The organism is Mycobacterium sp. D16Q13, assembly GCF_002013375.1.
Taxonomy (GTDB): Bacteria; Actinomycetota; Actinomycetes; order Mycobacteriales; family Mycobacteriaceae; genus Mycobacterium.
On the sequence record NZ_MAEW01000019.1, the window covers coordinates 22604 to 46884 of the forward strand.

The 24281-nt window shown below is 65.1% G+C and carries 18 protein-coding genes; 5 read left to right on the forward strand and 13 right to left on the reverse strand.

The annotated features are described in order from the left end of the window. Positions 1–99 precede the first annotated feature (99 nt). The 4 genes from B4400_RS19665 (at position 100) to B4400_RS19680 (ending at position 6829) form a co-directional block, all read left to right on the forward strand. On the forward strand, positions 100–4476 hold the full coding sequence (locus tag B4400_RS19665; RefSeq protein ID WP_078312265.1) for a non-ribosomal peptide synthetase: 4377 nt from the start codon (positions 100–102) through the stop codon (positions 4474–4476). After that, a complete protein-coding gene (gene mbtG, locus B4400_RS19670) occupies positions 4473–5762 on the forward strand; it encodes an NADPH-dependent L-lysine N(6)-monooxygenase MbtG (RefSeq protein ID WP_078312352.1) in 1290 nt (429 codons plus the stop codon). The genes B4400_RS19665 and mbtG overlap by 4 nt, the downstream gene beginning before the upstream one ends. After that, the gene (locus B4400_RS19675) at positions 5743–5958 is read left to right on the forward strand and encodes an MbtH family protein (RefSeq protein ID WP_078312266.1); all 216 of its coding nucleotides are present in this window, start codon (positions 5743–5745) and stop codon (positions 5956–5958) included. The genes mbtG and B4400_RS19675 overlap by 20 nt, the downstream gene beginning before the upstream one ends. Positions 5959–6025: 67 nt before the next feature. After that, positions 6026–6829 carry a class I SAM-dependent methyltransferase gene (locus tag B4400_RS19680; protein ID WP_286151399.1) on the forward strand — a complete coding sequence of 268 codons (804 nt, stop codon included), beginning with the start codon at positions 6026–6028 and terminating at the stop codon, positions 6827–6829. Here B4400_RS19680 and B4400_RS19685 read toward each other — a convergent pair. The 12 genes from B4400_RS19685 to B4400_RS19740 all read right to left on the reverse strand — a co-directional run bounded on the left by B4400_RS19685 (position 6826) and on the right by B4400_RS19740 (position 20800). After that, positions 6826–8574, reverse strand: coding sequence for an ABC transporter ATP-binding protein (locus B4400_RS19685; protein WP_078312268.1), 1749 nt, complete (start codon positions 8572–8574; stop codon positions 6826–6828). The two genes, B4400_RS19680 and B4400_RS19685, sit on opposite strands and share 4 nt — an antisense overlap. Beyond that, entirely contained in the window at positions 8574–11171 is a 2598-nt protein-coding gene (locus B4400_RS19690) for an ABC transporter ATP-binding protein/permease (RefSeq protein ID WP_078312269.1), read from the reverse strand. The genes B4400_RS19685 and B4400_RS19690 overlap by 1 nt, the downstream gene beginning before the upstream one ends. Before the next feature lie 93 nt (positions 11172–11264). Continuing rightward, complete coding sequence (locus tag B4400_RS19695; protein WP_078312353.1) at positions 11265–12560, reverse strand: MFS transporter; 1296 nt, start codon at positions 12558–12560, stop codon at positions 11265–11267. A 74-nt stretch (positions 12561–12634) separates the two neighbouring features. Continuing rightward, the gene (thpD, locus tag B4400_RS19700) at positions 12635–13543 is read right to left on the reverse strand and encodes an ectoine hydroxylase (protein ID WP_078312270.1); all 909 of its coding nucleotides are present in this window, start codon (positions 13541–13543) and stop codon (positions 12635–12637) included. After that, positions 13540–13932 (reverse strand): ectoine synthase, encoded by a 393-nt coding sequence (locus B4400_RS19705; RefSeq protein WP_078312271.1) that lies wholly within the window; start codon positions 13930–13932, stop codon positions 13540–13542. The genes thpD and B4400_RS19705 overlap by 4 nt, the downstream gene beginning before the upstream one ends. A 29-nt stretch (positions 13933–13961) precedes the next feature. Next, positions 13962–15239 carry a diaminobutyrate--2-oxoglutarate transaminase gene (gene ectB, locus B4400_RS19710; RefSeq protein WP_078312272.1) on the reverse strand — a complete coding sequence of 426 codons (1278 nt, stop codon included), beginning with the start codon at positions 15237–15239 and terminating at the stop codon, positions 13962–13964. 28 nt (positions 15240–15267) lie between these two features. Next, positions 15268–15729 (reverse strand): diaminobutyrate acetyltransferase, encoded by a 462-nt coding sequence (ectA, locus tag B4400_RS19715; protein ID WP_286142348.1) that lies wholly within the window; start codon positions 15727–15729, stop codon positions 15268–15270. Between the two features lie 321 nt (positions 15730–16050). Continuing rightward, the gene (locus tag B4400_RS19720; protein WP_078312274.1) at positions 16051–17694 is read right to left on the reverse strand and encodes an FUSC family protein; all 1644 of its coding nucleotides are present in this window, start codon (positions 17692–17694) and stop codon (positions 16051–16053) included. Between the two features lie 3 nt (positions 17695–17697). Then, positions 17698–18321, reverse strand: a complete 624-nt coding sequence (locus B4400_RS19725; RefSeq protein WP_078312275.1) for a MerR family transcriptional regulator — start codon at positions 18319–18321, stop codon at positions 17698–17700. Between the two features lie 80 nt (positions 18322–18401). Next, positions 18402–19610 carry a Dyp-type peroxidase gene (locus tag B4400_RS19730; protein WP_078312276.1) on the reverse strand — a complete coding sequence of 403 codons (1209 nt, stop codon included), beginning with the start codon at positions 19608–19610 and terminating at the stop codon, positions 18402–18404. 2 nt (positions 19611–19612) lie between these two features. Then, positions 19613–20077, reverse strand: coding sequence for a copper chaperone PCu(A)C (locus B4400_RS19735; protein WP_078312277.1), 465 nt, complete (start codon positions 20075–20077; stop codon positions 19613–19615). Between the two features lie 6 nt (positions 20078–20083). After that, entirely contained in the window at positions 20084–20800 is a 717-nt protein-coding gene (locus B4400_RS19740; RefSeq protein WP_078312278.1) for a FadR/GntR family transcriptional regulator, read from the reverse strand. 135 nt (positions 20801–20935) lie between these two features. Here B4400_RS19740 and B4400_RS19745 point away from each other — a divergent pair, with 135 nt between their 5' ends. After that, positions 20936–22153 carry an MFS transporter gene (locus B4400_RS19745; protein ID WP_139361502.1) on the forward strand — a complete coding sequence of 406 codons (1218 nt, stop codon included), beginning with the start codon at positions 20936–20938 and terminating at the stop codon, positions 22151–22153. 11 nt (positions 22154–22164) lie between these two features. On the opposite strand, the gene B4400_RS19750 is transcribed toward B4400_RS19745, so the two are convergent. Continuing rightward, a complete protein-coding gene (locus B4400_RS19750) occupies positions 22165–24273 on the reverse strand; it encodes a RecQ family ATP-dependent DNA helicase (RefSeq protein ID WP_078312279.1) in 2109 nt (702 codons plus the stop codon). Between the last annotated feature and the right edge of the window lie 8 nt (positions 24274–24281).

Consider the following 24281-nt stretch of genomic DNA (forward strand, 5'->3'; position numbering starts at 1 on the left):
CGCAGCTCCTCGTGGGTGACCCCTCGCAGTCTAGATAGGGTAGCCTCCTCACAGTTAGGGCAGCCTGTACTAAGAGTGAAAACGCGAGGTGAGATCGAGTTGCGCACCGTGAGCGAGGGCGACGTCGAGGTGGGCGTCACCAGCGAAAGGGCGTCGGTAGGCCTCGATTCTGATGCCGCGCCGGCGCTGTCCGCGGGGCAGCACCGCATCTGGTTCGCCCATGGGGTGACGCCCGCACTGATGAATCTGTGCCGGTCGTACCGGCTCAGCGGTGAGGTGGACATCGAGAGGCTGCGCGCCGCGGTGACCGCGGTGGTGGCCCGCCACGAGATTTTGCGCACGACGTTTCGCGCCGGTACCGACGGTGATCCGGTCGCCGTGTTGCACGATGACCTGCCTGCCCGATGGGTCGAGCACGATGTGTCCGAGCTAGCGGGCACCGCGCAACAGCTCCGGCTAGGCGTACTGGCACAGCGCGAATTCGGAACCCCTTTCGACCTCACCGTGGAATCGCCGCTGCGTCTCACGGTCATCCGCACGGGCGCAGCCGAACACATCATGCTCGTCGTCGCGCACCGCATCGCGTGGGACGACGACTCGTGGTCGGTCTTCCTTGCCGACCTGACCACCGCCTACGTGCACAGCGCGATCACGGCGCCGCCGCCGGGCCGACCACCACTGGGTGGGACCGATGGGGCCGATCTCGACTACTGGCGCGAGGAGCTGTCCAATCCTCCTGAACCGCTGGAGCTTCCGGGGGCCAACGGTTCGGTTGTGACGACCGACTGGAAGGCCGCACGCGCTACCGCGCGCCTTTCCGCGTCGGTCATGAGTCGTGTCGAGCAACTGGCTCACGAGGCCAACACCACACCGTATGTGGTGTTGTTAGCCGCGTATTCGGCACTGCTGCATCGGTATACGCACGCCGAGGACTTCTTGGTGGCCGCGCCCGTGCCCACCCGCGACGCTGATACGCAGGGCGGGATCGGACACTTTGGGCACACCATCGCCCTGCGGATGCGACCGCGCAGTGATGAAAGCTTCCGCGACCTTCTGGAGCACGCCCGTCTGACCACTCTGAAGGGGTTCGCGCATCAGCGAGTCAGCCTTGACCGCGTGATCCCGCGCGTAGGTTTCGCGATGGGCGCCGACTCTGCTTCCCGGTTCTGTCCGCCCGGAATCCACTGTGAACGTGCCTCGTGGGAAGGTCAGGTGGCGTACGTGCCACTCGGCCTGAGGATCGAGACCGCCCCCGAGGGGGCCGATGTCGTGGCCGAGTATCTGGTCGACGTGCTGGACGAGCGGTTGACCGTGCAGCTACTTCGCCACTTCGCCAACCTGCTCGACTCTGCTCTCGCCGATCCGGACCGCCCGCTGGGCGGCCTGGATCTCATGGACGGGCGGGAAGCCCAGTGGCTGTGGGAGGTGTCCTCCGGGGAACAGTTCGAGGCGGAGCCGACTACCCTCGGCGAGCTCGTAGCCGCCCGTGCGGCCGCGCAGCCGGATGCCACCGCGCTCGTCTACGAGGGCCGACACTACTCCTACCGGGAAACCAATGAGCTGGCGAATCGGTTGGCGCACTGGATCATGGGACAGGGGATCGGTACCGAAGATCGCGTCGCGGTGCTCCTGGACAAGTCACCGGAGTTGATCATCACCGCGCTCGCGATCGCCAAGGCTGGCGCGGTGTATCTGCCTGTCGACCCCGCGTATCCCGCCGATCGCATCGCGCACATTCTCAGCGATGCGCAGCCGAGGCTGGTCATCAGGGAGCCGGTGACGGGTATCGGGCAGTTCGATGCCCGTGAGCCGGTCGACGCCGATCGGGTACGGCCGCTGACCGCCGACAATGCTGCCTATCTCATCTACACATCGGGCTCGACGGGCCTGCCCAAGGGTGTGACGGTCACGCATCGTCCGCTGACCGAGTACTTCAACTGGTTCCGTGCCGAGTATCGGGTCAGTGGATCCGATCGGGTGCTGCAGGTGGCCTCGCCGAGCTTCGACGTATCGGTGGGCGAGATTTTCGGCATCCTCAGTTGTGGTGGCCGGCTGGTTATTCCGCGTCCTGGCGGACTCGGTGACGTCGCGTACCTGACTGAACTGTTGAACAACGAGGCAGTGACCTCGATGCATATGGTGCCCTCGTTGCTCGGTCTAGTCCTGTCGCTGCCGGGAGTCACGCAGTGGAAGTCGCTACGTCGGGTGCCGGTGGGCGGCGAGGCGTTGCCGGGGCCGGTCGCGGACAAGTTCCACGCCACCTTCGATGCATCGCTGCACAATTTCTACGGTCCCACCGAGACCGTTATCAACGCCTCGCGGTACAAGGTTCGCGGAATCCAGGGGACGCGGACAGTGCCGATCGGTACTCCGAAGATCAATACGCAGATGCACATTCTGGATGAGGCGCTGCGACCGGTGCCGGTGGGAGTCATCGGCGAGATCTATATCGGCGGAACGCATGTGGCGCGTGGATATCATCGGGCCGCCGGCCTTACCGCGCAGCGCTTCATCGCCGACCCCTTCGTTCCCGGGCGGCGGATGTACCGGTCCGGCGACCTTGCGCGGCGCAACGCGAACGGCGACATCGAGTTCGTGGGTCGCGCCGACGAACAGGTGAAGATCCGTGGGTTCCGCATCGAACTCGGCGAGATTGCCTCGGCCATCGAGGTGGACCCGAGCGTCGGTCAGGCGCTCGTGGTGGTTGATGAGCCGCCGCACGTCGGCAAGCGTCTCGTTGCCTACCTGACGCCAGTGGGCGGACATGTGGTCGACATCGACCGAATCCGCGCCAGGATTTCAGCGGCCTTGCCCGACTTCATGATTCCCGCGGCGTATGTCGTGCTCGACGAGATGCCCATCACGCCGCACGGCAAGATCAACAAGGATGCCCTGCCTGCACCGGAGATCGGCTCCGTCACCGCGCGCCGCGAGCCGGAAACCGCAACCCAGCGACAGGTGGCCGCCCTCTTCACACGGCTGCTCGGCATCGCGAGCGTGGGAGCGGACGACTCATTCGTCGACCTTGGCGGCCATTCGCTGCTGGCGAGCAAGCTCTCGGCGGCGATCCTGACCGAGTGCGGAGTCGGGATCGACATCCGCGAGATCTTGGAGCGGGGCACTGTCGCCGGTCTGGCCCAGTTGGTCGATCAGCGCCGTAGCGGCATCATCGCGGATGACGAGGACCGCGAAGGGGAGCCGATTCCGTTGCTTCCCAGCGGACGCCGTCTGTATGAGCATGGAAACCCGCGCAGGCTCGCCGAAACCCACGTCTTCTGGTTGCCCGAGGGCATTACCCGATCCGCACTGGAGGAGCTTCTCGGTGCCGTGGTCACGGAGCACGAGGTGCTGCGCAGTCGGCTCGACCGCGAGCGCCTGGAGCTGGTACCGCGCGCCCGGCAGTCCCTCCGTTTGGTCGAGATCCTCACGGAGGATCCATCTGACGCGGCCGGCGCCGAGATTGGCCGTGCGGTGGATCGACTCGATCCCGAACAGGGCTGGATGCTTTCGGCGGTGTGGCTGCACCCCGAAGGCGGTCCCGGAGTTCTCATCCTCGCGGTGCATCATCTCGCCGCCGACCCCACTTCCTGGCGAGTCATCATGCAGGAGCTGGAATCTCGATGGCAGTCGCTGGTGGCAGGCGCTGTGCCGCCCGAGACCCAGGCCGGCGGCGGCTACCGCCGGTGGGCCAACTCGTTGGCCGCCGAGGCTCGGGACGTGGGCAGCCTGCCGTTCTGGATCGCCCAGCTCGACGGTGAGGATCCCGAAATTGGCGCGCGCCGCATAGATCCGGAAATCGATAGGGAAGCCGAGCTGGCAGTCACTGTCGAGTCCGCGCCGGCCGATGTCAGCACGGTACTGCTGAACTCGGGAATCCCGATGGAGCAACTGCTGGTGGCTGCAGCCGCACGCACCGTGGCCCAGTGGCGCCGCCGCCGCGGACAAGCCGCGGTCGAGACACTGCTGGCGGTACAGGTGCCCGGGCGGGGCGACACGACTGCCGAAACCGTGGGTCTGCTCGGTACGGCGTATCCGCTGCGCGTTGGTGGCACCGATCCTCTGGGAATCGGGCCCCGCGGTTTGGTGGAGCGGGTTGCGCGGCAGCACAGCGCGATGCCGGGGCGGACCATCGACTACGGGCTGTTGCGATACCTGCGTGCCGATACCAGCGCGGTGCTGCGGCAATACCGCGATCCACAGATCCTGTTGAACTACCTCGGGCACGATCGCGGATTCGAGGGTGACCTCCTGCGTCGCGACGGATTGCTTTCGGTATCGGGTTCACCTGTGCCCGAGCCCGATTCGGCGGTACGTCACGAGCTCACCATCGCGGTGCTGATCATGGAGACCACCGAGGGGCCGTCCATCGGAACGCTGTGGCGGGCGATCCCTGAGGTGCTCGATCGCTCGGAGGTTGCAGAGCTGCAATCGATTTGGCACGAACAGCTGGGGATTCTGGCGAAGGAGCTATGGTGACGTCCACATTGGCAGTGATAGGCGCGGGCGCCAAGGCGGTGGCGGTTGCCGCGAAGGCGGCCGTGTTGCGTGAATGCGGTGTCGACGTACCCGATGTGGTGGCGATCGAACGTCAGCAGGTCGGTGCGAACTGGCAGGCGTGTGGTGGCTGGACGGATGGACAGCACCGGCTGGGGACGAGCCCCGAAAAGGACGTGGGTTTCCCGTACCGGTCCGCCGTGGTCCCGGGGCGCAACGCCGAGATCGATGCCCGGATGATGCGTCTGAGCTGGCAGTCCTATCTCATCGCCACCGGCCAGTTCGCCGAGTGGGTTGACCGCGATAAGCCCGCGCCGACGCACAAGCGCTGGGCTGACTACCTGATGTGGGTGGCCAATACGGTCGACATGAAGGTGGTTCAGGGCGAGGTAACCGGCCTGTCCATCGATGACGACAGATGGGTGGTGGGTACTAACGACTGTTCCATCGCCGCGGACGCGGTGATGGTGACGGGGCCCGGACAGCCGGAACGTTCGGTACTGCCCGAGCATCCGAATGTCCTGTCGATCGCCGAATTCTGGCGTCGCTGTGCCGGCTCAACACGTCTCACCGCCGAACGCGTCGCCGTGATCGGCGGGGGCGAGACAGCCGCCTCAGTGCTCAACGAGCTTTTCGGACATCGAGTTTCGACGATCACCGTCATCTCTCCCGGGGTCACACTGTTTACCCGCGGTGAAGGGTATTTCGAGAACGCACTGTTCAGTGATCCGACCGGGTGGCTGCACCACACCATGGAGGAACGACGCGACGCGTTGAACCGTACCGATCGCGGAGTGTTCTCGGCCCGTGTCCAGGAGTCGCTGCTGGCTGACGACCGTATCCGCCATCTGCGCGGACGCGTCGCCCATGCCGTCGCCCTGGAAGATCGGATCAGGTTGACGCTGCGCAGCGACCGTGCGGGGGAGCCTTCCGAGACCGTTCATGGCTTCGATCTGGTCATCGACGGCGCGGGGGCCGACGCGCTGTGGTTCTTGCCGCTGTTCGACCAGAGTGCCCTCGATCTCATGGAGCTCAAGCTGGGTGCCCCCGTGGACGGAAACGTGTTGCAGGAATCTCTCGGCCATGACTTGTCGGTCAACGGCCTGACTCCCAAGCTCATCCTTCCGACGCTCTCGGGTCTGACCCAGGGCCCGGGGTTCCCCAATCTCAGCTGTCTCGGATTGCTGTCCGATCGAGTGCTCGGTGGGCACAGCAGCACCGAGTCGGCGCGTCGTGAAAGGAAAACAAGTGAGTACCAACCCATTTGATGACGAGAGTGGCGCCTTCTACGTACTGGTCAACGACGAGGAGCAGCACAGTCTGTGGCCGACGGCCATCGGGGTCCCGGCGCAGTGGCGTGTGGCCTTTGGCGAGGCCTCGCGTGCGGACTGTGTGGAATACGTCGAGGCCCATTGGACCGATATGCGCCCCAAGAGCCTGCGCGACGCGATGGCGGGCGGCTAGCGGCAGCTGGTAGGAAGATCTGGTGGGCCCCGATAGCTTCAGCACCGGCCAACCCGATCACACCGCCGTGCGCACCGCACTCTGGCGGGCCTTGCATGTGGAACTGGATCCGCCGCCGCATGTGCTGACCGATCGGATCGGCCTGCACCTGGTGGCACCGCCGGAGGATTGGCGCGGGCGCCCCGACATGGACCCGCGGGGTTCCACGGTGTCCCGATTGGGCATGGTGGCGCGGGCTCGTTTCGTCGAGGATCTCGTTGAGCAGCGGGTGGCAGAGGGCTTAGCGCAATATGTCATCTTGGGGGCCGGGCTGGACACCTTCGTGCAGCGCCATCCCGGGGCGGGGGAGCGGCTCACCGTTTTCGAGGTGGACCAGCCCGACACTCAAGCGTGGAAACGAAATCGGCTGACCGAGCTGGGATTCGAGATTCCTGACTGGCTGAGGCTGGTTCCAGTTGACTTCGAGATGGGCGGGTCCTGGCGAGATCAATTGCTGATCGCGGGGTTCGACCCCGGCAAACCTGCGGTGGTGGCATCCACGGGCGTCAGTATGTATCTGAGTCGCGATGCCATAGTCGGGACACTACGTCAATGTGCCTTGCTGGCACCGGGTTCGACATTGGCCATGACGTTCCTGCTGCCGTTGGAGCTGCTCGAAGCGGGGGAGCGCCCGATCAGGCAGATGATCATGACCAAGGCGGCCGAATCCGGCACGCCGTGGGTGAGCTTCTTCTCTGCGGACCAGCTACTCTCCCTGGCGCACGACTGCGGCTTCGCCGACGCGTCGTACGTGTCCGGGCGCGAACTGATCGACCGCTATGTGCCCGGCACCGGGTTGTCTGCCGAGGAGTTTCTGGTGGCCACCACCTAGTTGGCGGCCGCGGCGATCCGCCACCCGGAGGTGGACTCCTGCTGGCGCCAGAACTCTGCGAAACGTCCTCCCAGAGCACTGAGTTCAGCGATCGAACCCTGCTCCACGATGCGGCCCTCGTCGATGAACAGCACATGATCCGCGTTGCGGATGGCACTGAGCCGGTGGGCGATCATCACCCGGGTGCGAAGACGCGGATCATTCCCGATGGCCTCGGTGACCGCGGTTTCATTCTCGGTGTCCAGGGCACTGGTGGCTTCGTCGATGAGCAGGACGGGGGCGGGCTTCACGAGCGCGCGGGCAATGCTGACCCGTTGGCGTTCACCACCGGACAATGCCGTGCCGGCCTCGCCGACACGAGACTGCTCGGCGTCGGGCAGGCGCTCGATGATCTCGTCGACCCGAGCCAGTGCCATGGCCCGGCGCGCCTCCACGTCTGTCGCCGTGGGATGTCCGACGAGAACATTGTCGCGGATCGGCCCATCGAATAGATAGGGATGCTGGAACACCATGCTCACCAGAGCCCGGCGGGCGGCAGTGTCCAATGTCGCGACATCGGTTCCGTCGACCAGGATTTGGCCGCTCTCTGGCTGCTGCAGCCCGGCGATAAGCGAGAGTATGGTGCTCTTCCCGGACCCGGATGGTCCAACGATCGCAGTCGTGGTTCCCGGTTCCAGCGTGAAGTCAACGCCCTTGAGTACGTGTTCCCGAGCGCCGTCATAGCGGAAGTCGACCCCGCGGAATTCGATACGTGGGGCCGGGGTATCGGCGGATGCGACGGCATCCCCAGGCTGGTCGGCGGCCTCGGTGGTGATGATCGTGTGGAGGCGTTCGAACACGCCGCGTGAGTTTTCGACGGCACCGGCCAGGCCCGCCAGCACGGTGAACGGTTCCAGGAAGCGCACCACAACCACCATGAGCGCGACCGCCTCGGGGGCTCCGATCTCACCGCGTAGCGCCAGCACCGTGGCGGTGCCTGCCAACAGGATCAGGGCGATCTGGCTGACGATGGTGAACAGCAGCTGGCCGGGGATCTGGAACAGCAAGAGCCGCATGGTTGCACCGCGCGCGACGGCCACTGCTTCGCCGGCCTGGCTGCGGGCAGGACTGACGCGACGGCTCGCCCGCAGTGCGGCCTGGGTGCGTGCGAACTCCAGGATCCGTTCGGTAAGGGCGCTGTGCGCCTGGGCATCTGCTTCATCGGCGGCCCGCACGATGCGGATACTGGCCAGCAACGCACCGAGCAGCAGCGGCAGGGTGATGGCGGCCGCGACACCCAGTTTCCAGGAGATGAAGAACAGTCCGAGGGTGATGGCTGCCGGCAGTAATACCGCGCCCACCAGTGGCGTGAGGAGGTTGGCGATGAACCCGACGAGGTCCGGGCCTCCGGACGAGATCGCCTGGCGCGCCATCGCGGTGCGATCCGCGGTGAACCATCCCAGCGGGATATGGGTGAGTCGATCGGCCACGCGGTGCTGAGAGTCGTTCAGCAGGGCGAATCCGATGCGGTAGCCGATGCGGGCCTGCACGGTGTCCACGATCCATCCCGCCACGGTGACCGCGGTCAGCACACCGAGCCATGGCAGCGCGGTGGAAGGGGTGCTCCCGAAAAGGGCACCGAGCAGCGGCACCAACAGCAGACAGCCCGCCGCGCGCAGGGCGACGGACAGCACCGACAGCACGGCATAGGCGTAGAGCGGGCCGCGATGCCCGGGCGGAATCAGTCGAATCAGGTTGGAAAGCATCAGATATTCTCCCCGGCGAGTACCGTCGACGGCTCGTGAAGGCGGCCCTCCCAGAGCCTTCGGTACCGGCCCTCGGTGGCCAGCAGCTGGGTGTGGGTGCCGGTTTCCACGACGTGGCCCTGGTCCAGGACCACGATCTGGTCGGCATCGGCGATGGTGTGCAGTCGGTGTGCGATGACCAGCACGGTCCGATTGTGAACCAGCCTGCCGAGTGCCTGCTGCACCAAGTACTCCGATTCGGGATCGGCGAATGCGGTGGCCTCGTCCAGGATCAGGATGGGGGTGTCAGCCAGGAGGGCGCGGGCGATGGTCAGCCGCTGCTTCTCGCCCCCGGACAGCTGAGTGTTGGTATCCAGGACCGTGTCATAACCATTGGGGAGACGCAGGATTCGCTCGTGGATCTGCGCGTCGCGGGCCGCCGCCACAATGTCGGTGTCGGTGGCCTCGGGCCGGGCAAGTGCGATGTTCTCGCGGACGGTGCCCGCCACCAGCTGCACATCCTGGAAAACGAACCCGACCTTGGTGTACAGCGCGTCAGCCGAGAGGGTGCGGATGTCTGTGCCGTTGATGCGAATGGCGCCGTTATCGACGTCGTGGAACCGCGCCAGCAGGGATGCGAGCGTCGACTTTCCGGACCCGGACGGGCCGACGAGGGCCGTGACCGTTCCGGGCCGCAGCGTCAGGGTGACGTCGTGGATGACGGGCGCTCCCGGCCGGTACCCGAAGGTCACCGCGTCGAAGGACACGGAGGTCTCGCCGGAACGGCCCTCGGAGGCCCGCTCGGTCAGTTCGGTCTCGCTGAGGGCAACCGCGATATGCCGTGCCGCCTCCACGCCGCCGCGAATACCGCCGAGACCATAGGCGATTCCCAGCAGGCGGGTGCCAAAGGTGGTGCCGAGCATCAGGAATGGCAGCAGGGTGATGGGTTCCATGGTCCCGGCAACGACGAACAACGTGCCGGCCGCTGCGATGAGCCAGAGGAAGGTTGTCGGCCGAGTCGCCAGATCCATGAAGGTCTTCTTCCCGATGAAGGGCCGCTGCCATTCGTTGAGGAAGGAGAGGTATCCATCCAGCTTGCGCTTGAATGAGGACGCGGCTGCGCCACCGAAAATTCGGATCACCGGCTGGCCTTCAAGATAGGCGGCTGATTCTCCGCTCATCCGTTCGCTCCAGCGAGAGGCCTCGATGATTTTCGGGCCGCTCTGGAACATCATGGTCGCCGTCGTGACGATGTGGACCAGGATGGGGATCAGAAGCACGAGTGCCAAGCGCCAGTCGACGACAAATAGGTAGATGAGCACAGCGACCGGTCCGACGACGGCGGCCACGGCATCGGGGATCGCGTGGGTGATCAAGTAGTGCAGCGACAGGGTGTCGTCCTGAATGAGCTTCTTGACCGATCCGGAACCACGCTGCGTGAACCACCCCAACGGAACCCGGGATAGTTTGGCCAGGAGCCGTCGCCGAATACCGGCGCTGAACCGTATGTCGACGACATGCAGCCAGAGAGTCAGGGCCGCGCCCAGGGCGGCACCCAGAACCAGCAGCGTCAGGAAGATCGTTCCGGTGTGCCACAAGCGGGATTCGTCGGCACCGGCGAGCAGTAATCGTGTCAGCTCCACGAGAACCACGAAGGGTGCCAGCTCGATCATGGTGATGACCGCCTGCAGCACACCGCTCGCGATCATCTGCTTCTTGACCGGTGCCAGCAGTTCCCCGGCGGCCTGCGAACGCCATCGGCCTTGGGGGACTACGGGTACCGCGGGGGTTACCGGCGTGTCGGCGGCGGACTTGGCCCCGGAAAGATCCGGTGCAGCGGTCTTCGGCGCCGGTGCCTGATGTGTGTCAGTGTCTCCGCGGCGGCTTCCCATCGCGCGACCGAAGGTCCAATACGCCGCGGCGTGCACGTCGGCCTTCGGGAATCCGAACTGCTCCTTGAGGCGCTTGCGGAGATGCTTGAGCGAGCCTGCCTCCGGACCGGCCCACGCGTACCAGTTGGACCAATCGCGAATCTCGATGGCTGCGGCCAGCGAGGTCTCGTCCGCCCGGTCCACCCAATGCAGCTGTCGCCGTGGATGATCCCGCAGGGGAATAAGCTCATCGTTGGGGTCGTGACGTTCCAGGTATACCTCGACGTCCACGTCGGCGGGCAAGGCAGCCAGGATTGAGTTGATCGCAGGGATGGACGCGGTATCGCCGATGAGGAGGAATCCGGCCGGGAGATCCTCGGGGATCTCGAAACGTGAGGAACCGAAGGACACCACCGGAATCGTCATACCGGGTTGCGCCGCTGTCGCCCACTGACAGGCGGGACCGGCGGGCTCGTGGATCACGACGTCGATCGCGAACTCACCCGCATCGGCATCCGTCGAAACGATCGTGTACGCCCGCTGATGTTCGGTGGCGTTGCCTGCCGGGTCGGGAAACCAGAATCGGAGCCACTCGGTGGGGGCGTGCAAGAGGTCGTCGAAGAGTGTCGGCGCCGACATGGTGACGCGCACGCAGTTCGGCGCGACCTGTGCCGTGCCGACCACGGTGGCTAGGTGATCGCGCGCCCCGAGTCCGCGCAGCACCGCACCCTGGAAGCCTCTACCCATGCTGATGTGACCTTTGTTTGTGCTCGATGTGGCACCGGCTGACACATCCGGGCCGTTACTTAGCCCATCCTAACCTAAGCGGCGCTGACGGGGTCAGGCATGAAGGGTGGCGCCGTCGGGCGGGGCTGTTCCGGCCTCGTCGGAATCTGCGCAGGGGATGTCCGTTCCGGCGATCGAGGCTCCGGCCGTCTCGATAAGGAACGGTAGGGCGCACAACCCGACGACACAGGCCAGCATGAGATAAGCGGCGGGGAACAGATCCCATCCGGTCCTGTCCACCATGAGGTCGTTCACCAGAGGCGCGGTGCCGCCGAACGCGGCGGTGGACAAGTTGTAAGAGATCGCGAATCCCGCATAGCGCACGTGGGTGGGAAACATACACGGGAAGGTCGCGGTAATGGTAGACAGCTGCGGTATGTACAGCAATCCGAGAGTGGCGAAACCCACTATCGCCCAACAGAATCCCTGCCCCATGAGCCAGAACATCGGCAGTGAGAACAGCAGTAGACCGGTCAACGAGAATGCCCACATGGGTTTGCGCCCCACGCGGTCCGACAGTGCTCCGCAGAAGGGCAGGAATGCCATCATGGCGACCTCGCCGATGAGGATGACGATCTGGCCCTGCGTCTCAGTCATGCCGAGCCGCGTCTTCAGGTAGGTCGGCTGATAGCTAAGCAGGGTGTAGTTGGTGATGTTCAGCGCGATCACCAGCAGCATCATCACGATCATGGGTCGCTTGTAGTCGCGCACCAGATCTCTGAGCCGTTCGAACGCATTCCCCTGACCCTCCGGCTCCTGTTCCTGCATCTCTTTGAACAAGGGCGGGTCATCCAGGCGGCTCCGTAGATACCAGCCGATAAGACCCATCGGAAGTGCGACGAGGAATGGAATACGCCAGCCCCAGGAGTGCATAGCTTCGGTGCTCAGGCTGGCATCGAGGATCAGGACGAAGGCGGCGCCGGTGACAAAGCCGCCCAAGGTGCCGAACTCGAGGAAGGAACCGTACTTGCCGCGCTTCTTATCGGGCGCGAACTCGGCCATGAATGTCGCCGCACCGCCGTATTCGCCGCCGGTGGAGAAACCCTGCACCACGCGCAGCAGAATCAACAACGCGGGCGCGGCCGCTCCGATGGTCGCCCACGTCGGCAACACGCCAATGAGTGTGGTGGACAACGCCATCAGCACGATGGTGATGGCCATGACGCTCTTGCGGCCCAATCTGTCGCCAAGTGGTCCCCAGATCATTCCGCCGAGAGGACGCAGCAGGAATGAGATCGCGTATCCCAGCATCGTGAACGCGGTGCCCAGGGTGGGGAAGAAGGCCTGTGTCAGGAAGATGGTCGTGGCGGCGTAGACGCCATAGTCGTACCACTCGGTGGCGTTGCCCATCGCCGATGCCGCGATGGCCCGGTGCAGGATCCGCCGGCCCTCGGGTGACTGGAAGTCCGGGCCGGCGGCCGTCATCAGCGCGTGCCCGGAGATTGGCTATTCAGCGGGGTAAAGGTCCGCGCCGCGATGTACTCCGGACGCGGCTCCGACCCGGCGAAGGGCCGCTCCGGTGTGTTCTGGACCGAGTTGAACACGAGGAACACATTCGACCGCGGGTAGGGGCTGATGTTCGACCCCGACCCGTGCATGAGGTTGCAGTCGAACCACAGCGCGTCCCCCGGCTGCCCGAGGAACAGCTCGATACCGCTGGTGAGGGCGGCCTCCGCGAGGGTCTGCGTGGAGGGAACGCCAATCTCCTGCTCCACCAAAGATTTCCGATGGTTCTCGTGCGGGGTCGTGCCGACGCACGGGTAGAAGGTGCGATGCGTACCCGGCATGACCTGCAGCGTCCCGTTGTAGGCGACGTTGACGGTCAACGCGATCGAGCAGGACACGGTGCGCATCTGGGGGAGCCCGTCCTCGGTGTGCCAGGTCTCGAAGTCCGAATGCCAATAAAAGCCGCGCCCCCTGAACGCGGGCATCGCATTGATACGGGACTGATGTAGGTAGACCGGCCCGCCCAAGAGCTGCTCGGCGACGTCGAGTACCCCCGGCGAGCATGCGACGTCCATGACCACGGAGCTCAGGATGTGTGCCTCGAAGATGGATCGCACCTCCTGCGATCCGGCCTCTTTGACGATCCTGGGATCATCGCCCAGTTGTGATGGCACTCTGTCGATCTCGTTACGCAAGGTCGAGACCGTCATATCATCGACGGTGCTCGGCCGGATCAGGAATCCCTGATCCGACATCTGCGTGAGCGCCGGTGGGGCGAGCGGTCCCTGGTCCGCGGTGCCCCAGACGACAGGCTCCGTCCTGACGATGGGAGGCTGCTCGGTCTCGAGGCGGCTAGGGTAGCGATCCGTGATCGCAGGGGCGCTCATGAGAGTGCGGGCGCGGCCGGGTATGCGCCGGACTCGTCGTGGACCTCCTGCCCGGTGACAGGAGGATTGAACACGCACATCATGCGCATCTCAGTATCGGCGGAAAGTTGGTGCCGCTCATTGCCGTCGAGCAAATACATGCTGCCCGGCGCGAGCGTGAAGGCGTCGCCGTTTTCCAGGTTTGTCAGCGTGCCGGTACCGGCAGTGAGCCATACCGCTTCGATGTGGTGCCGGTAGTGGAAGACGTGCACGGTTCCCGCGTCGATGGTGGTCTCGTGGAAGGAGAACCCGACTCCGTCATCCGCCAGCACGATCCGTTTGCTATGCCAGCCTTCGCCGCTGACGTCGCGTTCGGTACCCGTAATCTGTTGGGTAGTACGGACGATCACAGTAATTCCTCTCTTGTTGGATTCGGCTTCTAGGCGGACTCGGCGATGGATTCACGCAGGGTGGCAATGCCGATATCAAGCTGCTCGTCGGTTGTGGTCAGCGCGGGCAGCAGTTTGACGACCTCGTCCTTGGGGCCGGAGGTCTCCACGAGCAGGCCGCGCCGGAACGCGGCCTTGCTGACGCGCGAGCCCCGCTCGGTGTCGGCGAATGCGATGCCCTGGACCATGCCGCGGCCACGCACGGTCACCGAATCGTCATCGGCCACCAATGCGGACAGCTCGGTATGGAGGCGGTCGCCCTTACGGCGCACGTCCTCGCTGAACGTGCCATCGCGCCAATACTTTTGCAGTGTCGCGGTGGCTGTCACGAAGGCCGGGTTGTTTCCGCGGAAGGTGCCGTTGTGCTCACCCGGGGCCCACTGATCCAGATCGGGACGGATCAGTGTCAGCGCCATCGGCAGGCCGTATCCGCTGATCGACTTGGACAACGTCACGATATCGGGACGGATTCCCGCGTCTTCGAAGGAGAAGAAGGCGCCAGTACGGCCGCAACCCATTTGGACGTCGTCGACGATCAGGATGATCTCGCGCTTGCGGCACAGATCTGACAGTGCGCGCAGCCATTCGGCGCGGGCGACGTTGACCCCGCCCTCACCCTGCACGGTCTCGACGATCACCGCGGCGGGCTTGTTGAGACCGCCGCCTTCGTCGTCGAGCACCTTCTCGAACCATTGGAAATCCTCGGTGACTCCGCCGAAGTAGTTGTCGTACGGCATCGGGGTGGAGTGCACAAGGGGCACACCCGCACCGGCGCGCTTCATCGAATTACCGGTCACAGCCAGCGATCCCAGTGTCATTCCATGAAATGCGTTGGTGAAGCTGATGATCGACTCGCGCCCCGTGATATTTCGTGCCAGCTTGAGTGCGGCCTCCACGGCATTGGTCCCGGTGGGCCCGGGGAACTGCACCTTGTAGTCCATACCGCGTGGTTGCAGGATGGTCCCCTCGAATTCCTCGAGGAACTGCTGTTTGGCGACCGTGGCCATGTCCAGGCCGTGGACTATGCCATCGGTCGTCAGGTAGTCGATGAGGGCCGTCTTGAGATCCGGGTTGTTATGCCCATAGTTGAGTGCGCCCGCACCGGCGAAGAAGTCGAGGTAACGCTCACCGGTGGTGTCGGTCAACCACGATCCGGAGGCAGAGGCGAAGGTGGTGGGCCAACTCCGGCAATAACTTCGCACCTCGGATTCACGTTCGTTGATGACCCTCGGTAGCCCGGCTTCCTGAGCGGGCAAAGTGGCGGTCATTTCTGTATCCCCTTTCGGCCCAGTGCCTTTAGGCACTGTTACTGGGCGCTTTATGTAGGTCGTGCGGAGTGAGTCGCAGCAGCGGCTCTGCCTCATGTGCATCGGGAAACAGATCCACGCCGAATCCAGCGGATTCGGTGAGTTCCATATCCCGCCGGCGGGCAAATCCGGCGAATAGTGCACGTGAAGCGGTATTTGACCGTGTAACAGTGGTTTCCATAACCAGGGGCTCGCCCTGCAACGTCGCGAGAGAGTCTGCGAGCCAGGCCAGCATGCTGGCGGCCAGACCCTTTCCGCGGTACGCCTCGTCGACTCCGACCTGCCAGATCATCAGTGATCCAGAGGGTCTGAGGTATCCGGTCACGAATCCGACGGGTTTTCCCTCGACGCGTGCGACGGCGGCAGTGGAGGGAAAGTCAGTGCACCACAACAGGTATGCATAAGAAGAGTTGACGTCCAGCACGCCGGAGTCGCGTGCGATGCGCCACATGTGACGCGCGTCCGACTGCGTCGGGTGGCTCATAGACCACACAGGGGTGCAACGTTTTTCAGCCTGCAATTCAGTATCGACCACTAAAAATCACCATCACCACAACATGTTTCGTATCAACTTGGGTTTCGTATCGGCTTTCGTACCGTCCGACCGTAACCACATCGGCACCCGGATGGCCAGGACCGGCGGTGGCGATCCGGGTCAAGTCACGCCGTTTGCCGAGGGTATCCGCCTGTTGTGACCCTCGTCACATTATTGCGTGACGATGAGAACTTGACGGGATCTTGACGAATGTGCATCGAGGTTGCCGGGCAACATTCAGCCATTGCTACTGAAGCAGCGCTCCCAGCGGTCGGGATCGGCGAGCATCTCGCCGGGGGGAGTGGCCCAGCATGCGGCCACCAGGTCGTAACCGTGGTGAATGAGTGCGGCATGCGCCGGCCAGTACGACTGCAGCCATCCGGGTTCGTTGTGTGCGCTGTCCACGCCGGCCCGAATGGCGCCCTCGAGTTCGAAGGACAGGTCTCGGGCCTCTGCGTATGCGGCGTCGTGAGCGGGCTGCACCCGGGCGCTCGCGACCAGCGCCAGCGCCGCTCGCCGGATCCGGGCCTCGGTGAATGCGAAGGTCTGACGATGGGCATGAGGCGCGATCAGGTACATCGACGCCATGGCGACGGCGACGCCGACCAATGTCTCCGCCAGGCGATCGCGCACGATTGATGTGACGGATCCCTGCAGGGTGACCACGCCCGCCGACAGCAGCGCGATGGGCGTCACGAACATGACGGCGACGGCGTAGTTGCGCGGCAGGAACAGCTCGGTGCAGAACTGCAACGTCGCGATGGCGGCGATGAGCGCGTACCCGGTGAGGGACAGCTGGTACAGCACCGCGAAGAGAACAAGCCCGATCACTGTTCCGGCGAAGCGCTGGAGTCCGCGCACCGTTCCGTGCAGCCGATCGGGACCGAGATGGACGATCACGAGGGCGCTCAGGATCGCCCATTGCGGCCGTGTCAGCCCGATCGCCGCACTGATGGCTCCGGCACCGAGGCAGGCGATGCCGACGCGTCCGGCGGTGATCGTGGCGTGCGAACGGAACCGCACCGAACGGCGCAGCCGATACCAGATGCTGGGGCGAACCACCAGGACGTGGTCGCCCGGGATGACGTGATCAAGCACCATCTTGGCGCCGACAGCGGTTTCGGTGAACCGGCGATGGGTATCGAGCATCGTTGTCACCAGGGGTGAATCTGACTGCGTGGAGTATCCCGCGTCGTGCAGCGCGGTCCATGCCGAGGAGATCGCCAGTCCTGCGGCGTGGCGTGCGTCGACCGTCGCGTTGCCTGGCTGGGCATACCCGTCGACTGCTTCGACTGCCCGCTGTACCGCGACGCGTTCGGGCTTGTGGCGATCGATCGCGGCGCCCGCCATCGAAACGATGACCGCCGCGACCGCTCCCAAGCTCGCGCAGGCGAGAATCCGAAATGGGTCAACGCCCCATTCCGTAGCGCCGAGTGCACCACCGCATACCAGGACGAAGAACAGTGCGCCCGGAGGGCCGAGCCGCAGGGCGTCCACCGTGTAGACGACCGGGACCGCGACCGCTGTCAGGGTGAGGATGATTGCCACCTTGTTGGCGACACCGCCGGGGGCATGGGCCCCGACGAGGGCGCCGAGCGTCGCGACGAGCAGCAGCGCGATGCCTGCGGTGGCCACCACGGCGGCGCGCACCCGGTAGGGGCGCCCTTCGCCGTAGAGAACGGCGAAGGCCCCGTAGGTCACATAAAGCGCCGCATTCGGGTATCCAGCGGCGACAACGAGCACCCCGGGAATGGCGACGGCGGCGCCGGCGCGCAGTCCGATGCTCCACCGCCGACCCGCCGGTGGGGCGGAGAACAAGATGGAGCGGGCCCGGGCGATCTGCGGAAGCGGATCCGGCGATTCAGGCGCGGGCGGGGTCACACGTCATTTCATACCGTGCCGCTGCCGGTAGGCGCGTTGTTTACAGGCAGGGGAGCAGTAGCGCTGTGGCCGTCCCTTCCCGTGGGTGATCAGTTCGGAGTCGCAAAACCGGCAACGTCCGCGCAGTTCGGCGGCTATTTCGTCACGCGCGGGAGAGGATTCGTCACAGGCGCCGCGTGCTGCGGACACCAGATTCGTGCCGGCGGCCCGGCCGCGGGGGGTGCGGATGCGGAGCTCCCCATCGAGGTAGGGGCAATCGACGATGTCCTCGTTCTGGCACGACAGCAGGTGGTTGAGGTAGTCGCGTGCGCGATGGAGCTGCTCGATGCGGGCGGAGATGTCCGCGACCTGCTCGGTGACCGCGCTGCGCCAGGTATCGGGTTGTGCCGAATGTGATGTCACGACGGCGGCCTGGCGCAGCGGCATCATTCCGGTGATGCAGCACAGGTACGCGATGCCGATGCGACGCAGATCTCGCTCGGTGTAGGTGCGACGGCCGCTGTGCTGTGTCGGCGAATTCAGGACGCCCTGCTTCTCCCACCATCGCAGGGTCGACGGGGCCAGGCCGTAGAGGGCAGCCGCCTCGCCGATGTTCACCGTGGGTTCCGCGGGGGCGGGTCTTGACATCAAGCTCACTTCACCATTGAAACTTAGGTGACCCTAACTTGCAAGGAGTATCTATGGCCGTGGCGGCCTAGGGGCGCCTACTAGCCCACGAGTGACCGGCCGAGATAGGCGCCCTCGGCGGTGCCCGGCGGCATGACGAAGACGGCGGATCCGACCGCGGTGTTCCACTGATTGAACTCGTCCCGTTCGGCCAGCCGTCGTTGTGCCGGGACGAACTGCGTGGCGATATCGCGTTGGTAGGCGGCGAAAATCAGACCGGAGTTCGACGATGTGCCCGGTAACGGTGCGTCGTCGAAGTTGTACGGGCGGCGCAGGAATTTCTCGTGCGGATTGCGGTGGCGGGCCAGCGCGATATGCGCGGTCGCCGGGATGACCGGGATACCGCCGCGGGTCATCTCGAGGTCGGGTTCGTCGGACTCCTTCTCGCCCGTCAGCGGCGCGCCGTTGTCCGTTCTTCTGCCCATCACCAGGTCGCGGAGCTTGGTGTCCAGCTGGTCCCATCCGTCCAGATCCATCGTGATCCGGCGGAGGACCAGAAGCGTTCCGCCCCTGAGCCACTCATGATCTTCACCCTGGTGCCACAGCAGGCTGTCGAGCTCGGGCAAGCTGGGGTTCACCGTCCCATCGACCTGTCCCATGAGATTGCGCATGGTGCCTCCCGAGGGATCTTCCGCGCGCGGCGTGCGGAATCCGGTCTGGCGCCACCGTTCGGTGGCCAGGGAGCGCACATTCTTGAGGAGAACTCGGGCAGCATGCGCCACCACGAGCATGTCGTCGGCGCATATCTGCAGTAGGAGATCGCCTCCGCACCAGCGCTTATCGAGTTTGTCAGTGGAGAATGCCGGGAAGTCGCGTGCCGAGGCCGGGCATTTGTCGGCCAGGCCCGTCTTGGTGAACGCCGACGGCCCCAGGCCCGCCGTGATCGTCAATCGTGCTGTGGTCGTGGCCAATTCCGGCTCGGTGTCGGCGAGTGCGGGCAGGCCTTGAGTCAGCCTGGCGGCGTCGGTGGTCCACAGACGCAGGATGGACCGCAGGTTTTCGCGGGCTGCGCGTTCATCTGTGCTGCTGCCGGGTAGCAGATCCAGTGCGAGGAACAGCGCGTGTGACTGCGGTGCGGTGGTGATCCCCGCCTGGTGCTCGCCGTAGAAAGGTTCGACAGCGGGAACGCCTTGCGGTCGCGCCGCTTGCGATTGCGCCGACCACGCCGACAGTCCGGCGCCCGCAGTGAGGGCGGCCGCGGCACCGCCGCCGACAATGAGTCCCCGTCGGGACAAAGAACGACGCGTCATGCTCAGGGCTGGTAGTTCTCGTTGCCGCCTGCGAAGTCGCGGATCTGGGCGGTGAGGGGCTTGGTCGAGCCGTCCTGGAAGGCCAGCGTGATGACGACGTCCTGACCTGGGCGCAGGGGAGTGGTCAGCCCCATGAGCATGACGTGATCGCCGCCCGGGGACAGCTTGTGCTCACCGTTGGCGGGAATGACGACCCCGCCCTCCTTGGGGCGCATGAGTCCGCCGGGAGTCACCTCGTGGAGCTCGACCGACGTCGCGGCCGGTGAGGTGGCGGACACAATGCGTGCCTCGCTGGAGCCGTTGTTGTGCACGGTGCCGAATACCGAAGTCATGGAGCCGTCAGGGGCGGACTTGGCCCATTGATCGGTGATGGTGACCTCGGAAGCCTGCTCGGCAGGAGTGGATTCATGCGCCGAACAACCGGCGAGCAATGACAGCGCGACAGCTGCCGGGATGACGATCTTCACGTTCAGCTAGTCGTGTGGATGGTGACGAAAGTTCCGGCTGGACGGCATTCGACTCAGGCTCAGCTCCGTGAAGAGCTTCTCGGTGGCGGACGTGGCGGCCTCGACATCGCCGGCGATGACACCCTCGACGAGCGTGGTGTGTTCGTTCTCGAACGAGCACTCCGCGCCGATCGGGTTTCCGCGCATGTAGTGGTCCATCAAACCGAGCAGCGAGTCATAAAGTTCCAGGTAAAGGGCATTATGACTCGCCGCGACCACTGCTCGGTGGACGGCGATGTCGGTGGCGATGGCGTCCTCGACATTCTGGGGTGCGACATGCCGGGGCGCCCACAGCTCGTTGCGCCGCTGCAACAGGGCGCGCAGCTGCTCGATGTCATCCTCGTCACGTCGCTGCGCGGCGAGCCCGGCGGCGGTCACTTCGAGGGTCTGCCGCAGCTCGATCAGATCGCGGTCGTTGGCGGCGGCGAAGTAGTCGGCGATGGCCGAGCCACTGCCGCCGACGGAGAGCACGTAGGTGCCGGAGCCCTGACGCCGTTCCAGCATCCCGGCGTGTACCAGGGCCTGGACTGCCTCTCTAATTGTGTTGCGGGAGGTTCCGGTGAGCTCGCACAATTCAGGCTCAGTGGGAATGCGTGCACCGATGGCCCAGCGTCCCGACTGAATCTCCTCGCGGAGTTGCTCGGTGACCTGGCCAATCAGTGTTTGGCGACGGACCGGCTGCATGACGGCTCATCGTAGCGTGCGGCGGAAATCACCTTGAAGATATTCATCCATTCATCCTATGATTTGCCGGGGCTTAGAGGAGGATGAATGTTGACCGCGACCGCGCAGGACACCGGAACCGCTACGCACGATTCGATGCGGGCCGTATCGGCAGCCGCGTTGCGCCATGGGCGCCTCATGGTGCTGGTCGCGATCCTGCTGTTCGCGTTGTGCCTTCGTTCCGCGGTCACCTCGCTGACCCCGCTGCTGACTCAGATCTCTCACGAGGTCGGGTTCGGTTCCGCGGTGATCGGCGTGTTCGGGATGCTGCCGACGGCCATGTTCGCCGTCGCCGGGCTGGTGACACCCGCACTCACCGAGCGATTCGGTCTGGAGCGCACGACGCTGGCCGCGGTGATGGCCACTGTTATCGGTATGGCGGCCCGGCCCGCGATGAACTCAACCGGCGGGCTGCTGGTGCTGTCCTGCGTGGCGCTGCTCGGTATGGGCATTGGCAACGTGGTGATCCCACCGTTGGTCAAGCGGTACTTCTCGCATCGCGTCGCGCTGATGAGCGCTTCCTACCTCACGGTGTTGCAGATCGGTACCACGGTTCCTGCACTGACGGCGGTGCCGCTGGCCGATGCCTACGGATGGCGATTCTCGCTGGCGGCGTGGGTGCTTGTTCCGATCGCCGCGCTATTGCCGTGGATCGGTGTGGTCATCGCGCGCCGCGGCCATGATGTTGTCGACCATTCGGCCGAGCCGCATGCGGATTCGTCTGCGGTGGGCCAGGTTTGGCGCTCACCGCTGGCATGGGGCATGGCCGGCATGTTCGGCATGACGTCCCTCGTGACGTATTCGATGTTTACCTGGATTCCGGCGATCCTGACCTCCGCTGGTGGCAGCGCCGGGTTGGGCGGCGTGATGGTGGCCGTCTTCTCGGCAGTGGGATTCGTTGGCACGCTGACCATCCCGCCGTTGGCCGCGCGCATGCGCAATCCGTTCCCGCTGGTGGTGGCGTGCCTGGTGTGCTTCCTGGTCGGGTTCGCCGGGCTGTTGTGGATGCCGATGACCGCGACGGCCGTGTGGGTGGTCGCACTGGGATTCGGTCCGTCCACCTTCCCGCTGGGATTGACGCTGGTGAATCTGCGTACCCGCACTCCGGCTGGTTCCGCGGCGTTGTCCGGCTTTACCCAGGGGGTTGGCTATGCCGTTGCGTGTTTGGGACCCTTGCTTTTTGGCGTGCTGCACGACCTGAGCGGCAGTTGGTATGCGCCGTTTGGCCTTTTGCTCGTCGCGATCACCGTGCTCGGCATCGGTGCCTTCCAGGCGTGCAAGCCGCGCATGCTGGAAGACACCTGGAGTCGCTGAGTCAAGCAGGATCAGGCTGGGTGGTGGATGAGCAGTGGCAGTACCGCGAGCGCTCCGGCCTTCCGCAGATGCGCGGCGGCAACGGTGACAGGCCATCGGGTAGACGTCGAGTCTGTGACTAGCAGCACGCACCGGCCATTGATCATGTCCCGGAGCGCGTCGTCTGTACTGATCGCATCACGCCAGTAGGCGGCTTCCTCACCGCCGGATGAATCACGGCCAGGAGCCGTACCCGCAACCGCTGGCATCACTGCGTGCGGTAGGCGACCGACCGTGGCAATGCTGTCGGTCACCGGCCGCACCGGATTGGGGGTACCGGTCAGCTGTAGCGACACCGCGATTTCGGGGCGGGCGACCCATTCGTCGCGCCATCGAGCGAGAGTGGAAACCGCGGCCTGGGCCAGGACCTCGATCGCCTCGGGCTCGCCCCCGACCGCGGCGGTGATTACCCCGCTCCACTCTGGCGCGTCGGCATGGACCAGCACGCGGCCCGGCTCGGCGAGCAGGTCCGATGGAATCTTGCCGCGTGTACCAAACTCACCGCCAGGCCACATCTTTCGGGGTTCAAGCACCGTGGAGTCGGTGCGCAGGGTGGCGGCGACCGTCTGCATGAGCTCGGCGGACGCGGGCAGTCCAAGCCCATCGGGTGTGTGACCGAGGCATACCGAGCAGTGTCCGCACGATGCGGCCTGCGGATCGTCGAGCGATTCTGTGAGCAGCTGCATGAGGCAGCGTTCTCCACGTGTATAAGCCTTCATGATGTCGGCCTCACGGCGCCGAGTGGCAATGATGCCTTCGTAGTGTTCCGCATCGAAACGCCAAGGGCTACCGGTAGATCGCCAGCCGCCGTCGACCCGCTCCACCGCGCCGTCGACGGCGAGTTGTTTGACCATGAGCTCGATTCGGGTGCGCCGAATACCTGTCTTGGCCTCGAGCGCGTTTACCGATACCGATCCCTCACCCTCGTGTGTCTCACCGGCCAGAGCGGTGAGCACCGTGTCCATCTGCTTGGGATCGGGAATCGAAGCGGTGGTGAAGTAGTCCCAGATACCGGCGTCCGATTCCGACGGAAGCAGCACGACTGCCGCATGATCGATGGCGCGGCCGGCGCGTCCCACCTGCTGGTAGTAGCCGACCGGTGATGGCGGTGAGCCGATGTGGACGACGAACCCGAGGTCCGGCTTGTCGAAGCCCATCCCCAGGGCAGAGGTGGCGATCAGCGCTTTGATCCGGTTCTCACGTAGCGCGTCCTCCAGCCGGGCGCGCGTGTCCGCATCGAGTTGACCGGTGTACGCGGCGACTTTCGCCTGTGGGTGTACCGCGTGGATGGCGTTCACTAGCCGTTGCGCATCGGCGACGGTAAGTACGTAGACGATGCCCGACCCTGGTAACTCGTCCACATGCTGAGCGACCCAGGCATAGCGTGCCAGCGGCGACATCGGTGGCAACACGTTGAGCTGCAACGAGCGACGGGCCAGCGGTCCCCGGAGAACCAGGGTGGCATCGCCCAGCTGGCTGGCTACGTCATCGGTGACCCGCGCGTTCGCGGTGGCAGTGGTGGCCAGTACCGGTGTATCCGGATTTATCCGCGTGAGCACATCGGACACCCGGCGGTAGTCGGGACGAAAATCGTGCCCCCAGTCCGACACCGCGTGCGCCTCGTCGATGACCAACAGCCCCATAGAGCCTTCGAGCGCCGACAGCACCCTACGGCCAAACGATGGGTTGGCCAGCCGCTCAGGGGACACCAGAAGCACGTCGATATCGCCGGCCACAAGCCGCGCCTCGATCGCACTCCAGTCGTCGAAGTTCGACGAGTTGAGCGTCGCGGCTCGCAGCCCCGCCCGAGCGGCGGCAGCGACTTGATCGCGCATCAGGGACAGCAGCGGCGAGACGATCAGTGCCGGACCGGCGCCCTCGGAACGTCGGATCGCTGTCGCGACCCAATACACCGCGGATTTACCCCAACCGGTGGCTTGCACCACCAGCACCCGAGCGGCGGGCTCCAAGAGAGCTGCCACTGCGGTCTCTTGATCTCCCCGCAGGACCGCACCGGGACCGGCCAGCGCCTCGATCACTTTTCGGGCCTGATCTGCCCTGGCGCCATTCAGTTGGCCCATGACTCACG

Excerpts from the sequence above, each read along its gene's own strand:
- B4400_RS19685 (WP_078312268.1), bottom strand. The coding sequence starts at position 8,574 with ATGCTTTCCAACCTGATTCGACTGATTCCGCCCGGGCATCGCGGCCCG.
- B4400_RS19690 (WP_078312269.1), bottom strand. The coding sequence starts at position 11,171 with ATGGGTAGAGGCTTCCAGGGTGCGGTGCTGCGCGGACTCGGGGCGCGC.
- B4400_RS19695 (WP_078312353.1), bottom strand. The coding sequence starts at position 12,560 with ATGGGCAACGCCACCGAGTGGTACGACTATGGCGTCTACGCCGCCACG.
- thpD (WP_078312270.1), bottom strand. The coding sequence starts at position 13,543 with ATGAGCGCCCCTGCGATCACGGATCGCTACCCTAGCCGCCTCGAGACC.
- ectB (WP_078312272.1), bottom strand. The coding sequence starts at position 15,239 with ATGACCGCCACTTTGCCCGCTCAGGAAGCCGGGCTACCGAGGGTCATC.
- ectA (WP_286142348.1), bottom strand. The coding sequence starts at position 15,729 with ATGTGGCGCATCGCACGCGACTCCGGCGTGCTGGACGTCAACTCTTCT.
- B4400_RS19725 (WP_078312275.1), bottom strand. The coding sequence starts at position 18,321 with ATGTCAAGACCCGCCCCCGCGGAACCCACGGTGAACATCGGCGAGGCG.
- B4400_RS19730 (WP_078312276.1), bottom strand. The coding sequence starts at position 19,610 with ATGACGCGTCGTTCTTTGTCCCGACGGGGACTCATTGTCGGCGGCGGT.
- B4400_RS19740 (WP_078312278.1), bottom strand. The coding sequence starts at position 20,800 with ATGCAGCCGGTCCGTCGCCAAACACTGATTGGCCAGGTCACCGAGCAA.
- B4400_RS19745 (WP_139361502.1), top strand. The coding sequence starts at position 20,936 with ATGCGGGCCGTATCGGCAGCCGCGTTGCGCCATGGGCGCCTCATGGTG.
- B4400_RS19750 (WP_078312279.1), bottom strand. The coding sequence starts at position 24,273 with ATGGGCCAACTGAATGGCGCCAGGGCAGATCAGGCCCGAAAAGTGATC.